The organism is Arsenophonus endosymbiont of Aphis craccivora (assembly GCF_013460135.1).
Taxonomy (GTDB): domain Bacteria; phylum Pseudomonadota; class Gammaproteobacteria; order Enterobacterales; family Enterobacteriaceae; genus Arsenophonus; species Arsenophonus nilaparvatae.
In genome coordinates, this window is the sequence record NZ_CP038155.1 from 418156 (window position 1) to 432142 (window position 13987).

A 13987-nucleotide genomic window follows, 5' to 3' on the forward strand; every position below is an offset into this window, starting at 1 on the left:
TGAATTATAAATAACAACAAATTAACAAATAATTATGGCATATCGTTTAACATCTCGAGATATTTTAGCGTTAGGGTTTATGACCTTTGCGTTATTTGTAGGGGCAGGAAATATTATTTTTCCTCCTATGGTTGGATTGCAAGCTGGTGAACAAGTATGGACAGTGGCAGCTGGATTTCTGCTCACAGGTGTCGGTTTGCCTGTGATTGCAGTTATTGCGCTAGCAAAAGTAGGTGGTGGCATCGAACAGCTTAGTGCTCCAATTGGTAAATGTGCGGGGTTATTGTTAGCTATTGTCGCCTATTTATCTGTTGGGCCATTATTTGCCACACCTCGTACGGCAACAGTTTCTTATGAAGTCGGAATTGCCCCACTAGTAGGTGGTGTTTCATCGATTTCATTGTTTATCTATAGCCTAGTTTATTTTGCTGTGGTGATAGCTATTTCACTCTATCCAGGACGACTACTCGATAGCGTAGGGCATATCTTAGCGCCAATAAAAATGCTTGCATTGGCTATTTTGGGCATTGCTGCAGTACTTTGGCCGGCAGGTGAACCCATTATATCAACGCCATCATATACTGAAATGGCATTTTCTAATGGTTTTATTAATGGTTATCTGACAATGGATACCTTGGGTGCGATGGTGTTTGGCATTGTTATTGTTAATGCTGCCCGTTCACGTGGTGTCGAAAATTCTGCTCTTTTAACCCGTTATACCATGTGGGCTGGATTAATTGCCGGCGTGTTATTAACATTGGTTTATGTTTCACTGTTTAAACTGGGTGAGAATAGCGGCACCTTATTACCTAATGCCAGCAATGGTGCTGATATTTTGCATGCCTATGTGCAACATACTTTTGGTAATTTTGGTAGCTTTTTCTTAGCGATACTCATTTTTGTTGCTTGTCTGGTAACTGCGTTTGGACTCACTTGTGCTTGCGCGGAATTTTTTGCGCTTTATGTGCCGATTTCTTATCGTAAATTAGTCTGGATACTTGGCATCTTTTCTATGGTGATCTCGAATTTAGGATTGAGTAAACTGATTGAATTTTCTATTCCTGTATTAATCGCGATTTATCCACCATGTATTATATTGATTTTAATGAGTTTTACCTTGAAATGGTGGAAGTGCCCATCCAGGGTGGTTGCACCAACTATGTTGACCAGTCTAATCTTTGGCTTATTAGGTGCGATGAAATCTTCTGAACTTTTGCAAGCATTTATTCCTGATGTCGCGAAGAAATTGCCACTTTATGTTCATGATTTAGCCTGGTTGGTACCTTCATTAATCGTTTTAGTGATTTTTGCACTCTATGATCGTATTAGCACTAAACAACACTGATATAAAGCGAGCTACCTAAAGAGTGTTATTTAATCGGTAATAAACCCTAGCCTCTAATCAGCTAGGGTTTATTTGTTTTCATTAATGGCGCTCTTTTTTCTGATAGAGTTTCGGCAAAAGCGATCATTGCTGGATAAAGTTGCCAAAAAAAAGCATAAAAATCACGGTAATGCAGAATAAAATCATCAAAAGAGCCGATTAAATTAGCCAGTTTAGGACGCCTGCGAGCCATGCTGTTTAATACATTATTAATATATTCAGGTTCTGCATAATGGATCAGCCAGTTTTGTGACCATAAATACTCATTTAATTCTTGAAATTTTTCTGGGGTATAATATAGGTTTGGTTCAATTTGCTGGCGAGCATAATGAACAAATTGGGGTAGAGTCTGTTTTGCTTCGATTTGATCCCAATATAAAGCGAGAAAATGATCCCAAACTAAATCGAGAGTGATAGCTGCGACTCGGCGGTATGGTGGTCGAAAAAGTTGCTTGGCATTAATCACAATGGGGTGCTGGTCGGTGAATTTATCTACCTGACGATGCATTCTGATCCCGGCTACAACATCTGGTGAATATAAGCCTTCAGGATCACCGCGAACGAAATCCGCCATTAAATTTCCTAATAAGGAACTTTGTGCTCGTTGAGCTAAATGTAAGTGTGCAAGAAAATTCATAGTGTCATTATAAGTGAATTTTTAATTTTCGTGATGCTTATTTGTTGCACTGTTTTTATCGCCGCACTAGACTAGTGCGCTTGTTTTGATCAAATAGTGTAAATAAATGCGTGTCTCTGATTTTGCTTTGAAATTACCTGATGAGTTAATAGCCCATTATCCCTTAGCCAAACGTAGTCATTGCCGGCTACTTTCTTTGAACGGTTCAACAGGTGAACTGGCACATGGTATATTTACTGATATTGTTGATAAATTAGAATCAGGTGATTTGCTGGTTTTCAATAATACTCAGGTTATACCGGCTCGTCTTTATGGTCGTAAAATGTCTGGCGGCAAAATTGAAGTATTGATTGAACGCATATTGGGAAGTCATCGGGTGTTGGCGCATATTCGTGCTTCTAAAGCACCCAAGGTAGGAACCGAATTATTATTAGGTGATGATAAAAGTGTCAAAGCCATTATGTTGGCAAGACACGATACGCTATTTGAAATTGATTTTCAGGATAAGCGAGATGTGTTAGCTATTTTAAATGATATTGGTCATATGCCATTACCACCTTACATTGACCGCCCTGATGAAGAGGTTGATAGAACACTTTATCAAACAGTTTATGGCCAAAGGCCTGGTGCCGTTGCTGCGCCGACGGCAGGATTACATTTTGATGAATCATTACTAGCGGCGCTGCAGCAAAAAGGGGTAGCAATGGCGTTTGTGACGCTACATGTTGGTGCCGGCACATTTCAACCTGTGCGGGTGGAGAATGTTGCTGAACATACCATGCATGCAGAATATGTTGAAGTATCGCAACAGGCTGTTGATGCAATATTGGCGTGTAAAGCGAGAGGTAAACGGGTTATTGCAGTTGGCACAACTTCGATTCGATCATTAGAAAGCGCGGCTTGTGCATGTAAAGAAGGTATTATTGGCCCCTTTTTTGATGATACTCGAATTTTTATTTACCCAGGCTTTCATTTTAAAATTGTTGATGCATTAATTACTAATTTCCATTTACCTGAGTCTACTTTGATTATGTTGGTATCTGCTTTTGCTGGCTATCAAAATACGATGAATGCCTATCAACAAGCAATCGCAGAAAAGTACCGTTTTTTTAGTTATGGTGATGCCATGTTTATCACGCACAATCCTAAAGCAGAAAGTGAAAAAGTGGCTAACTAGTTGTTAACTATTAAATTGATATCAGCAATTTATTTAACTGAATATGTAACTAACCCATCAGACTGTTTTTCTGATGCTAGAGAGGCAAAGTGAAATATGAATTACAAAGCCAAGACGGCCAAGCTCGTCGTGGTCGCTTGATTTTTGAGCGTGGGATTGTAGAAACGCCTGCTTTTATGCCGGTTGGCACTTATGGTACAGTCAAAGGGATGACGCCAGAAGAAGTTAAACAAACCGGAGCCCAAATCCTGTTAGGCAATACTTTTCATTTATGGTTACGTCCTGGACAGGAAATAATGAAATTACATGGCGATTTGCATGATTTTATGCAATGGCAAGGACCAATTTTGACTGATTCCGGTGGATTTCAGGTTTTTAGCCTTGGTGCCATGCGTAAAATTAAAGAAGAGGGTGTTGATTTTCGCAATCCAATCAATGGCGAAAGGGTTTTCCTGAGCCCTGAAAAGTCGATGGAAATTCAGTACGATCTTGGTTCGGATATTGTCATGATTTTTGATGAATGCACACCCTATCCGGCAGAGTGGGATTATGCCAAAAAATCGATGGAAATGTCTCTTCGCTGGGCAAAACGTAGTCGCCAACGATTTGATGAGTTAGCTAATAAAAATGCGTTGTTTGGCATTATTCAGGGCAGCGTTTATCCGGATTTACGTGATATATCCGTAAAAGGCCTGGTCGAGATTAGTTTTGATGGTTACGCTGTTGGTGGTTTAGCTGTCGGTGAACCTAAAGCGGATATGCACCGTATTTTAGAGCATGTTTGCCCACAAATCCCGCACAATCAACCACGCTATTTAATGGGGGTCGGTAAACCGGAGGATCTGGTTGAAGGGGTTCGGCGAGGTATTGATATGTTTGATTGTGTAATGCCAACCAGGAATGCTCGAAATGGCCATCTATTTGTCACTGAAGGTGTAATTAAAATCCGTAACGCTAAATACAAATCGGATACTTCGCCGTTAGATGCCCATTGTGACTGCTATACTTGCTCTCACTATAGCCGTGCTTATTTACATCATCTTGACCGATGTAATGAAATTCTTGGTGCCAGGCTTAATACCTTACACAATTTGCTTTATTATCAACGGCTAATGGCTGAAATTCGACAAGCGATTGAAAAAGGTGAGTTTGAGGCTTTTGCAGTAGATTTTTATCGACGGAGCAATAAATCGATTTCATCAAACTAGAGTATAATTTCAGTCGTGCTAATTGAATCAAATCAGTGTAGGATTTATAGGCTTGGATTAATTTTTTGAGCTAGAAATATTGTTTTAATCACAATGAGGAAATTTTGATGAGTTTGTTTATTTCTGAAGCAGTCGCTTCAGCTGGTGGTCAAGCGCAAGGAAACCCATATTCTTTGATCATCATGCTGGTTGTTTTCGGATTGATTTTTTATTTTATGATCTTACGCCCACAGCAGAAGCGAGCTAAAGAGCACAAAAAATTAATGGATTCTATTGCTAAAGGTGATGAGGTACTAACAACCGGTGGATTGATTGGCCGCGTCACTAAAGTATCTGAAACGGGTTACATTGTTGTTGCATTAAATGACACCAATGACGTAACCATTAAACGTGATTTCGTTGCTGCTGTACTTCCAAAAGGTACAATGAAATCTATCTAATTTCTGATTTTCCCGAAGGGAATTGCCGTGCTAAATCGTTATCCTTTGTGGAAGTATTTTATGCTGATCGCTGCGTTGCTCATAGGTCTGCTGTATGCGCTTCCCAATCTTTATGGAGAGGATCCGGCTGTTCAGATTACTGGCGTGCGGGGAACCGCAGCCAATGAACAGACTTTGGATCAAGTTCGTAATATTGTAAAGAAAGAGAAAATCGAAAGTAAATCAATTGCACTGGAAAGTGGTGTAATTCTTGCTCTTTTTAATAATCCAGATGTCCAGCTACATGCACGCGAAACTTTAGTTGCCGGTTTAGGAGAGCAGTATATCGTAGCGTTAAATCTGGCACCTGCAACCCCTCATTGGTTAAGAGCATTGGGCGGTGAACCAATGAAATTAGGGTTAGATTTGCGTGGTGGCGTTCACTTCTTAATGGAAGTGGATATGGAAACAGCCTTAGGTAAATTGCAAGAACAGAATATGGATGGCCTGCGTAGTGATTTACGTGAAAAAGGGATCCCATATTCAACTATACGTAAAATAGATCATTACGGTGTTGAAATTCGTTTTCGTGATAATAGTGGGCGTTCGCAAGCGGAATATTATTTGACACCAAGTTATCGCGATTTGGTTTTTACTGCTGGCAACAACAATCTATTAACGGCAGTAATGACAGATGAGCGGATCCGTGAAGCACGTAATTATGCAGTATCACAAAATATTAATATTATCCGTAATCGTGTTAACCAATTAGGCGTTGCTGAACCATTGGTACAGCGTCAGGGCGCTGCTCGTATTGTCGTTGAATTACCGGGTATCCAAGATACGGCGCGAGCAAAAGAGATCCTTGGTGCTACTGCAACGCTGGAATTTCGCTTAGTTAATGTCGGAATAGACAGTTCGGCTGTTCAACGTGGCCATATTCCGGGTGATTCTGAGATAAAATATACTCGCGATGGTGAGCCTGTTGTTCTTTATAAACGCGTTATTTTGACAGGCGATCATATTACTGATTCGACATCGTATTTGGATGAAATGGGCAGCCCGCAGGTAAGCATTGGTCTGGATAGCGCTGGTGGCTCAATTATGTCTGATTTTACCCGTGATAATCAGGATAAATTGATGGCAACCCTATTTGTTGAATATAAAGATAGCGGGCGAAAGGATGCCAATGGTCGTGCTATTTTGGTAAAAGATGAGAAAGTCATTAATGTCGCCAGAATTTCTGCCCGCTTTGGTAGCAAATTTCGTATTACTGGTATCAGTAATCCAACTGAAGCTCGTCAATTATCTTTATTATTACGTGCTGGCGCATTAATTGCACCTATTCAAATTGTTGAAGAACGCACAATTGGGCCAACATTAGGATTGCAAAATATTGAGCAAGGAATGAAAGCATCATTAGCCGGTTTGCTAGCTTCAGTTCTATTTATGGTTATTTATTATCGCAAGTTTGGTCTGATTGCCAGTTCTGCATTATTAGCAAACTTGATCCTCATTATGGGGATTATGTCGCTATTACCGGGGGCTACTTTCACCATGCCGGGCATTGCTGGTATTGTTTTAACGCTTGCTGTTGCCGTTGATGCGAATGTGTTGATTAATGAACGTATTAAAGAAGAATTAAAGAATGGTCGTTCAATACAGCAAGCGATACATGAAGGTTACAAGGGGGCATTTTCCAGTATCTTAGATGCGAATTTGACAACTGTGATCACGGCAACCATTTTGTATGCGGTAGGAACCGGCTCAATGAAGGGTTTTGCCATTACTACGGCGATTGGTATTGCCACCTCCATGTTTACTGCAATTGTAGTAACACGTGCTATCGTGAACTTATTGTATGGTGGTAAACGTATTAAAAAGCTGTCTATTTAAGGAGCGTGGTTGTGGCGCAAGATTACACAGTAGAACAGTTAAATTATGGCCGTAAAGTTATTGATTTTATGCGTTGGGATTATTTAGCTTTTGGTATCTCAATTGCTTTATTTATTCTTTCGGTTACGGTTATTTCATTGAAAGGATTTAACTGGGGATTGGATTTCACCGGCGGGACTGTTATTGAAATTAATCTCAGTCAACCTGCGGATCTTGATAAAATTAGAGAGAGTTTAGCGAATAATGGCCATCAAGAGCCGTTGATTCAAAATTTTGGTAGTAGCCGAGATATTATGATCCGATTGCCTCCTACTGAAGGCGTGGCAGGTCAAGAAATCGGTAAGTCCATTATTTCAGTCATTAACAAAAATGTTGATGATCCAGCAACGGTTAAGCGCATCGAATTTGTCGGGCCGAGTGTAGGCAGTGAATTAGCTCAAACCGGTGCAATGGCACTGTTAGCTGCTTTGATTTGTATTTTGATTTATGTAGGTTTCCGCTTTGAATGGCGTCTGGCTGCTGGTGCAGTAATATCATTAGCGCATGATGTGATTATTACATTAGGCATTGTATCGCTTTTTCAGATTGAAGTTGATATGACTATCGTTGCTTCATTAATGTCGGTCATCGGTTATTCATTAAATGACAGCATTGTTGTCTCTGATCGTATTCGTGAAAATTTCCGCAAGATCCGCCGCGGTACTTCTTACGAAATAGTTAACGTGTCATTGACCCAAACATTGAGTCGAACACTTATTACATCAGGAACTTCTTTATTAGTGGTATTGATGCTCTATCTTTTTGGTGGGTCAATACTGAAAGGATTTTCTCTAGTTATGTTAATTGGCGTGACGCTTGGAACCGTTTCTTCTATTTATGTTGCTTCTGCTCTAGCATTAAAGATGGGAATGAAACGAGAGCATTTGCTTCCTCCTACAGTAGAAAAAGAGGGAGCGGATCAACATTCTCTGCTGCCGTAAAGGCGAATTTTGTTAACTAACACCCTGTTAGATTGCGCTAGCAGGGTGTTTTTCATTGATAGCTGAGTTAAACTGAAAAACCGGACCCTAAAATCAGGAAATTTTATGCATTGCCCATTTTGCACCGCTGTAGATACCAAAGTGATTGATTCACGTCTGGTTGGCGATGGTTCGCAGGTTCGTCGTCGTCGACAATGTCTTGAATGTCATGAACGTTTTACTACTTTTGAAGTGGCTGAATTAGTTATGCCGCGTGTGGTAAAAAGTGATGATGTACGTGAGTCATTTGATGAGCACAAACTTAGACGAGGTATGCAAAAAGCATTAGAAAAACGCCCGGTAAGTTCCGATGATGTGGAAACAGCTATTAACAATATAAAATCGCAACTTCGCGCAACCGGAGAACGAGAAATTCCGGCGAAGATGATTGGAAAAATTGTCATGGATGAGTTGAAAAAGCTGGATAAAGTTGCTTATATACGTTTTGCTTCGGTATATCGTAGTTTTGAAGATATTCGTGAATTTGGCGAAGAAATTGCTAAGTTACAGGATTAATAGTAAAAATGACCACGTTTGATAAGCAGTTTATGAGCCGTGCGTTGTCATTGGCCAAGCAAGGACGATTTACTACCTCACCAAACCCGAATGTAGGCTGTGTCATTGTACGCAACGGTGAAGTTGTGGGTGAAGGTTTTCATTGCAAAGCAGGCGAGGCGCATGCTGAGATTCATGCTTTACAAATGGCGAGTGAAAAAGCGAACGGAGCAACTGCTTATGTCACATTAGAACCATGCAGTCATTATGGTAAAACGCCACCTTGTGCAGATGCGTTAATTAGAGCAGGTATTCGGCGAGTTGTTGTGGCTATGCAAGATCCAAATCCACAGGTTGCAGGGCGTGGTTTACTTAAATTACAGCAGGCTGGCATCGAAGTATTACATGGTTTACTGATGGATGAAGCTGAACAATTAAATCAAGGTTTTCTAAAAAGAATGCGAACAGGGTTCCCCTATGTTCAACTTAAGTTAGCCGCATCACTTGATGGGCGGACGGCCCTTGCATTAGGTGAAAGTAAATGGATCACTTCGCCAGTAGCTCGCCAAGATGTACAAATTTTCAGGGCTCAGGCGAGCGCAATTTTGACTACCAGTGCTACTGTTTTAGCTGATAATCCAGCTTTGAATGTTCGTTGGACAGATTTTGCGCCTGAGCTACAAAATATTTACCCTAAAGAGCGTCTTCGACAACCAATAAGAATTGTTTTGGATAGTGAGAATCAAGTAAAACCAGAACATATTATAACAAAATCAGATGGTGAATGTTGGCTTATTCGCCCTAATCCCATATCGCAAAATTGGTGTGGTGATGTTGAGCAAATCGCCATCCCAACCTACGAAAAAGGCATTGATTTAGTTTTGCTGATGATGCAGCTGGCTAAACGTAATATTAATTCAGTTTGGGTAGAAAGCGGTCCAACACTTGCCGGTGCTTTGTTAACACTAGGATTAGTTGATGAATTGATTGTTTATATTGCGCCTAAAATTTTAGGTGGAACCGCAAAAGAATTAATTAATATTCCAGCATTACAAAAATTGAAAGATGCACCAGCATTTGAATTTATTAATATTGAACTTATTGGACCTGATTTACGTTTAACACTTCGACCATTGTAATGTCATCTTCATTAACTGGTTAGCTTAATATAGTAAAGTAGTATAGTTAAATTAATGTAACATTTAATTGATTAAATTTAGCGTTCCTAATGACTGTTTTAAAGTTAGCTAAATTCAGCAGCGCAGTATAGAAAAGAATATGATAAAATTGTCGTTTCTGTAAAGAATAATTAGTATTTAAGGAAGGCTATGAAGGTAATAAAAGGTACGGTAGCAGCACCCAAAGCTCGTATAGCAATCGTTGTTGCACGTTTTAATCATTTCATCAACAATAGCTTGCTGGAAGGCGCTATTGATACCTTGGAACGTGTTGGCCAAGTTGCAAAGGAAAATATTACGGTAGTTTGGGTACCAGGTGCTTATGAACTGCCTTTGACGATTAAAACATTAGCAGAAACCAAAAAATATGATGCAGTTGTTGCACTTGCTAGCGTTATACGTGGTGCAACCTCGCATTTTGAATATGTAGCCGGTGAGTGTAGTGCTGGACTTTCTAATGTTGCGATGACAAGTAATATTCCGGTTGCCTTTGGTGTATTAACCACCGAGGATATTGAGCAGGCAATTGAGCGCGCAGGTACACAAGCGGGAAATAAAGGTGCAGATGCTGCATTAGCTGCACTAGAAATGGTTAATGTAATTCAAGCCATTAAAGGATAACTATTTTATTTAAGGGGAATTTTGTGAAACCTGCTGCTCGTCATCGCGCGCGTGAGTGTGCTGTTCAGGCGATTTATTCTTGGCAATTATCGGGTAATTGTATTGCTGATGTTGAAGTGGAATTTTTATCTGAACAGGATATGTCAGATGTTGATGTAACTTATTTCCGTGAACTACTTAATGGCGTTTCAACTCATGTGTTAGAACTGGATAAAAAAATGGCTCCTTATCTTTCTCGTCAGCTTGGGGATCTTGGTCAGGTAGAGAAAGCGGTTTTACGTTTAGCTATGTTTGAACTCTGTTATCGTGATGATGTACCTTATAAAGTTGCTATTAATGAAGCGATTGAATTAGCAAAAGTTTTTGGTGCCGAGGAGAGTCACAAATTTATCAATGGTGCGCTCGATAAAGTTGTTCCTACTGTGCGTAAGAAATAATGGTGTTCAGGCTTTTCGAATAATCTGATGTTCATTTTGATTATAAGGTGCAGTGTAGCCTTATAGCAATCGGAGCATGGTATATTGGAATATTATTATGGTTTGTGGCGAATTTGATATCATCGCGCGTTATTTTAATCGTCAACAGCAAAATCGGCATGACGTTAATATCGGTATTGGTGATGATTGTGCATTGATAACAATACCGGAAAGACAGCAATTAGCGATTACTACCGATACACTAGTTGCAGGTATCCATTTTCTTGATAGTCTTTCACCTGAAGATTTAGCCTATAAATCTTTGGCGGTTAATTTAAGTGATTTAGCCGCTATGGGAGCGGATCCTGCCTGGGTTTCTCTGGCGTTGACATTGCCACAAATCAATGAAGATTGGCTGGCGAGATTTAGCTCTAGCTTATTTGAACAGCTTAATTACTATGAAATGCAACTTATTGGTGGCGATACAACACGAGGGCCAATGAGTTTAACCTATACAGCCCATGGTTTGATTCCGACAGGAAAATCACTAACCCGGTCTGGAGCCTGTAATGGTGATTGGATTTATGTTACCGGAACATTGGGTGATAGTGCTGCAGGTCTTGCGATTTTACAATCACAGCAGGTTGTCGATGATGTAAAAGATCGTCATTGGTTGATCCAACGTTATTTAAGGCCACAGCCTCGTATTTTGCAAGGGCAAGCTTTACGTCATCTTGCTTCTTCTGCGATTGATATTTCTGATGGCTTGATTTCTGATCTTGGACATATTCTCAAAATCAGTGGCCGTGGCGCTAAAATTAAATTAGATTCTTTGCCACTATCAGAGGTATTGCGCAGACAATTTACCTCAGAACAGGCGTTAACCTGGGCGTTAAGTGGTGGAGACGATTATGAACTGTGCTTTACAGTGCCTGAGATAAATCGTGGTGCATTAGAGTCATCACTAGCGCATACTGGGGCAAATTTTCATTGTATCGGCCAGATAACACCAGAATCAGAAGGGATCCGCTATTTTTATGGGAATAAAGAGGTTTCACCTAATTTAACTGGTTTTGATCATTTTATTGTGGAAGCTTGCTATGACTGATGCAAAATCTCGTTTAAAGCTATCAAATCCCTGGCATCTATTGGCAACCGGATTCGGTAGTGGTTTATCACCCATCATTCATGGAACAATGGGATCGTTAGCTGCTATTCCATTCTGGCTACTGATGTATTGGTTATTACCCGTTTGGTTATGTTGGTTTATTATTTTATTTGGTTTTGTTGTTGGTATTGTTATTTGTCAACGGACATCCGATGATATGCAAGTTCACGACCACGGTAGTATTGTGTGGGATGAATTTATTGGCATGTGGATGACCCTGATGGTGATACCGTTAGTTAGTTGGCAATGGGTATTGATAGTGTTTGTGCTTTTCCGCTTTTTTGACATGCTAAAACCTTGGCCTATAGGTTGGTTTGATCGGCAAGTAGGTGGCGGGCTAGGTATTATGTTAGATGATATTATCGCGGCTATTTTTGCTATGGTTATCGTGGCTGCGCTTGCACACTGGTTACCCGTTTTATAATGTAAGTGAATTACTAAAAATCAAAAGCGTTTGGTAAACCGCTGCTTTTGATTTTCAACATATTTATTAATTTATTTGGCGTAATAGTTGTTAATTGATTTTACAATTCCTTCCGCATTAAGTCCTAATTCAGCCTGAATTTCTGTTTGATTTCCTTGTGCGATATAGTGATCAGGCAAGCCGAGGTTAATGATAGGCATAATGTGATGGGCTTTTAATAAAAATTCATTAACGCCGCTACCGGCTCCCCCTATAATTGCATTTTCTTCTAATGTTACTAATAGCTTATGGTTGTAAGCTATTTCCAATATCAATGTTTCGTCCAACGGTTTTACAAACCGCATATCGACCACGGTTGCATCGAGTAATTCTGCGGCTTTCATCGCTTCATTAAGTAATGTGCCAAAATTTAGGATGGCAACATTTTTTCCTTGGCGGCGAATTATTCCTTTACCGATTGGAATTTTTGCTAAAGGTTGTAGAGTGGCGCCAGAGCCTGTTCCCCTTGGGTAACGAACCGCAACAGGGCCATCCTGATAGTGATAACCCGTATGTAGCATTTGCCGGCATTCGTTTTCATCACTTGGCGACATAATGATCATATCCGGTAGACAACGTAAAAACGATAGATCGAAAGCACCTTGATGGGTTTGTCCGTCGGCACCAACAATGCCTGCTCTATCTATAGCAAACAGGATAGGCAATTTTTGAATGGCGACATCATGGATCACTTGATCATAAGCGCGTTGTAAAAAAGTAGAATAAATAGCAACGACAGGTTTATAGCCTCCAATGGCAAGGCCAGCAGCAAAAGTCACAGCGTGTTGTTCTGCAATAGCAACATCAAAATATTGTTTGGGATAGGTTTTGGAAAATTCAACCATTCCCGATCCTTCTCGCATGGCTGGTGTGATAGCCATCAGCTTCGGATCATTGGCTGATTCTTGGCATAACCAATCGCCAAAAACTTGTGAAAATGTTAATTGACTATTATTGTTTTTTGGAAGGCTAAAAGTTGCAGGATCAAATTTAGGCACCGCATGCCAGCTGATAGGATCTTTTTCGGCGGGCTCATACCCCTTGCCTTTTTTGGTCATGATATGTAAAAACTGTGGGCCTTTTAACTCACGCATATTTTTTAATGTTTGTACTAATGTGAGTACATCATGGCCGTCAATGGGACCAATGTAGTTAAAGCCTAGTTCTTCGAACATAGTACTAGGGATCACCATACCTTTAAGGTGCTCTTCGGTTTTCTTTAACAATTCTTTGATTGAGGGAATATTGGAAAATACCTTTTTGCCCCCTTCACGTAAACTAGTATATAGATTGCCCGATAACAGTTGCGCTAAATGATTATTTAACGCCCCGACGTTTTCTGAAATTGACATTTCATTATCATTGAGGATCACTAACATATCTTTATGAATGTCACCCGCATGGTTCATTGCTTCAAAAGCCATACCTGCGGTAATGGCGCCATCACCAATAACACAAACCGTTTTGCGATCTTTATTTTCATATTCAGCAGCTACCGCCATGCCAAGTCCAGCACTGATAGAAGTCGAGGAATGACCGACACTGAGAATGTCATATTCACTTTCTGCTCGCCAGGGGAAAGGATGTAAGCCATTTTTTTGTCGTATGGTATCAATCCGGTCGCGGCGGCCAGTTAATATCTTATGTGGATATGCCTGGTGACCGACATCCCAGATAAGATTATCAAATGGGGTTTTATAGACATAGTGTAAAGCGACAGTAAGTTCAATGGTTCCTAATCCAGAAGCAAAATGTCCACTGGAACGGCTAACACTATTTAATAAAAATTGTCGCAACTCTTCACATAATTTGACCAGACTTTCTTTTGGTAAAAGTCGCAATTCTTCCGGCGTTTCTATTAATGCTAAAGTTGGATAGGAAGTGATATCAATGCTCATGTCTGCCC

General features: G+C 40.2%; 14 protein-coding genes. 12 read left to right on the plus strand and 2 right to left on the minus strand.

The window, feature by feature from the left end; all coding sequences use genetic code 11:
- The first annotated feature begins 34 nt into the window (after positions 1-34).
- Positions 35-1345 carry a branched-chain amino acid transport system II carrier protein gene (brnQ, locus tag E3U36_RS02165; RefSeq protein ID WP_180816938.1) on the plus strand — a complete coding sequence of 437 codons (1311 nt, stop codon included), beginning with the start codon at positions 35-37 and terminating at the stop codon, positions 1343-1345.
- A gap of 61 nt (positions 1346-1406) precedes the next feature.
- Here the strand turns inward: brnQ and E3U36_RS02170 are convergent, their stop codons facing one another.
- Positions 1407-2021, minus strand: a complete 615-nt coding sequence (locus tag E3U36_RS02170; protein ID WP_180816939.1) for an acyl carrier protein phosphodiesterase — start codon at positions 2019-2021, stop codon at positions 1407-1409.
- A 106-nt stretch (positions 2022-2127) separates the two neighbouring features.
- On the opposite strand from E3U36_RS02170, the gene queA reads away from it, so the two are divergent.
- The 11 genes from queA to pgpA all read left to right on the plus strand — a co-directional run bounded on the left by queA (position 2128) and on the right by pgpA (position 12042).
- The gene (gene queA, locus E3U36_RS02175) at positions 2128-3198 is read left to right on the plus strand and encodes a tRNA preQ1(34) S-adenosylmethionine ribosyltransferase-isomerase QueA (protein ID WP_180816940.1); all 1071 of its coding nucleotides are present in this window, start codon (positions 2128-2130) and stop codon (positions 3196-3198) included.
- Between the two features lie 89 nt (positions 3199-3287).
- Complete coding sequence (gene tgt / locus E3U36_RS02180; protein ID WP_180816941.1) at positions 3288-4406, plus strand: tRNA guanosine(34) transglycosylase Tgt; 1119 nt, start codon at positions 3288-3290, stop codon at positions 4404-4406.
- A 107-nt stretch (positions 4407-4513) separates the two neighbouring features.
- Positions 4514-4846: a preprotein translocase subunit YajC gene (gene yajC, locus E3U36_RS02185; RefSeq protein ID WP_180816942.1), complete on the plus strand. Its 333-nt coding sequence runs from the start codon at positions 4514-4516 to the stop codon at positions 4844-4846.
- A gap of 27 nt (positions 4847-4873) precedes the next feature.
- The gene (gene secD / locus E3U36_RS02190; protein WP_180816943.1) at positions 4874-6721 is read left to right on the plus strand and encodes a protein translocase subunit SecD; all 1848 of its coding nucleotides are present in this window, start codon (positions 4874-4876) and stop codon (positions 6719-6721) included.
- 11 nt (positions 6722-6732) lie between these two features.
- Positions 6733-7701, plus strand: coding sequence for a protein translocase subunit SecF (gene secF, locus E3U36_RS02195; protein WP_180816944.1), 969 nt, complete (start codon positions 6733-6735; stop codon positions 7699-7701).
- 105 nt (positions 7702-7806) lie between these two features.
- A complete protein-coding gene (nrdR, locus tag E3U36_RS02200) occupies positions 7807-8256 on the plus strand; it encodes a transcriptional regulator NrdR (protein ID WP_026821453.1) in 450 nt (149 codons plus the stop codon).
- A gap of 8 nt (positions 8257-8264) precedes the next feature.
- A complete protein-coding gene (ribD, locus tag E3U36_RS02205) occupies positions 8265-9374 on the plus strand; it encodes a bifunctional diaminohydroxyphosphoribosylaminopyrimidine deaminase/5-amino-6-(5-phosphoribosylamino)uracil reductase RibD (RefSeq protein WP_180816945.1) in 1110 nt (369 codons plus the stop codon).
- Positions 9375-9563: 189 nt separating this feature from the next.
- Complete coding sequence (gene ribH / locus E3U36_RS02210) at positions 9564-10034, plus strand: 6,7-dimethyl-8-ribityllumazine synthase (protein ID WP_180816946.1); 471 nt, start codon at positions 9564-9566, stop codon at positions 10032-10034.
- A 23-nt stretch (positions 10035-10057) separates the two neighbouring features.
- Positions 10058-10471 (plus strand): transcription antitermination factor NusB, encoded by a 414-nt coding sequence (gene nusB, locus E3U36_RS02215; protein WP_180816947.1) that lies wholly within the window; start codon positions 10058-10060, stop codon positions 10469-10471.
- A gap of 97 nt (positions 10472-10568) precedes the next feature.
- Positions 10569-11558 (plus strand): thiamine-phosphate kinase, encoded by a 990-nt coding sequence (gene thiL / locus E3U36_RS02220; RefSeq protein WP_180817501.1) that lies wholly within the window; start codon positions 10569-10571, stop codon positions 11556-11558.
- Positions 11551-12042 (plus strand): phosphatidylglycerophosphatase A, encoded by a 492-nt coding sequence (gene pgpA / locus E3U36_RS02225; RefSeq protein ID WP_180816948.1) that lies wholly within the window; start codon positions 11551-11553, stop codon positions 12040-12042. The genes thiL and pgpA overlap by 8 nt, the downstream gene beginning before the upstream one ends.
- A gap of 71 nt (positions 12043-12113) precedes the next feature.
- Here the strand turns inward: pgpA and dxs are convergent, their stop codons facing one another.
- Complete coding sequence (dxs, locus tag E3U36_RS02230; RefSeq protein WP_180816949.1) at positions 12114-13979, minus strand: 1-deoxy-D-xylulose-5-phosphate synthase; 1866 nt, start codon at positions 13977-13979, stop codon at positions 12114-12116.
- Positions 13980-13987 lie beyond the last annotated feature (8 nt).

Excerpts from the sequence above, each read along its gene's own strand:
- brnQ (WP_180816938.1), top strand. The coding sequence starts at position 35 with ATGGCATATCGTTTAACATCTCGAGATATTTTAGCGTTAGGGTTTATG.
- yajC (WP_180816942.1), top strand. The coding sequence starts at position 4,514 with ATGAGTTTGTTTATTTCTGAAGCAGTCGCTTCAGCTGGTGGTCAAGCG.
- nrdR (WP_026821453.1), top strand. The coding sequence starts at position 7,807 with ATGCATTGCCCATTTTGCACCGCTGTAGATACCAAAGTGATTGATTCA.
- dxs (WP_180816949.1), bottom strand. The coding sequence starts at position 13,979 with ATGAGCATTGATATCACTTCCTATCCAACTTTAGCATTAATAGAAACG.
- E3U36_RS02170 (WP_180816939.1), bottom strand. The coding sequence starts at position 2,021 with ATGAATTTTCTTGCACACTTACATTTAGCTCAACGAGCACAAAGTTCC.
- queA (WP_180816940.1), top strand. The coding sequence starts at position 2,128 with ATGCGTGTCTCTGATTTTGCTTTGAAATTACCTGATGAGTTAATAGCC.
- pgpA (WP_180816948.1), top strand. The coding sequence starts at position 11,551 with ATGACTGATGCAAAATCTCGTTTAAAGCTATCAAATCCCTGGCATCTA.
- thiL (WP_180817501.1), top strand. The coding sequence starts at position 10,569 with ATGGTTTGTGGCGAATTTGATATCATCGCGCGTTATTTTAATCGTCAA.
- ribH (WP_180816946.1), top strand. The coding sequence starts at position 9,564 with ATGAAGGTAATAAAAGGTACGGTAGCAGCACCCAAAGCTCGTATAGCA.
- ribD (WP_180816945.1), top strand. The coding sequence starts at position 8,265 with ATGACCACGTTTGATAAGCAGTTTATGAGCCGTGCGTTGTCATTGGCC.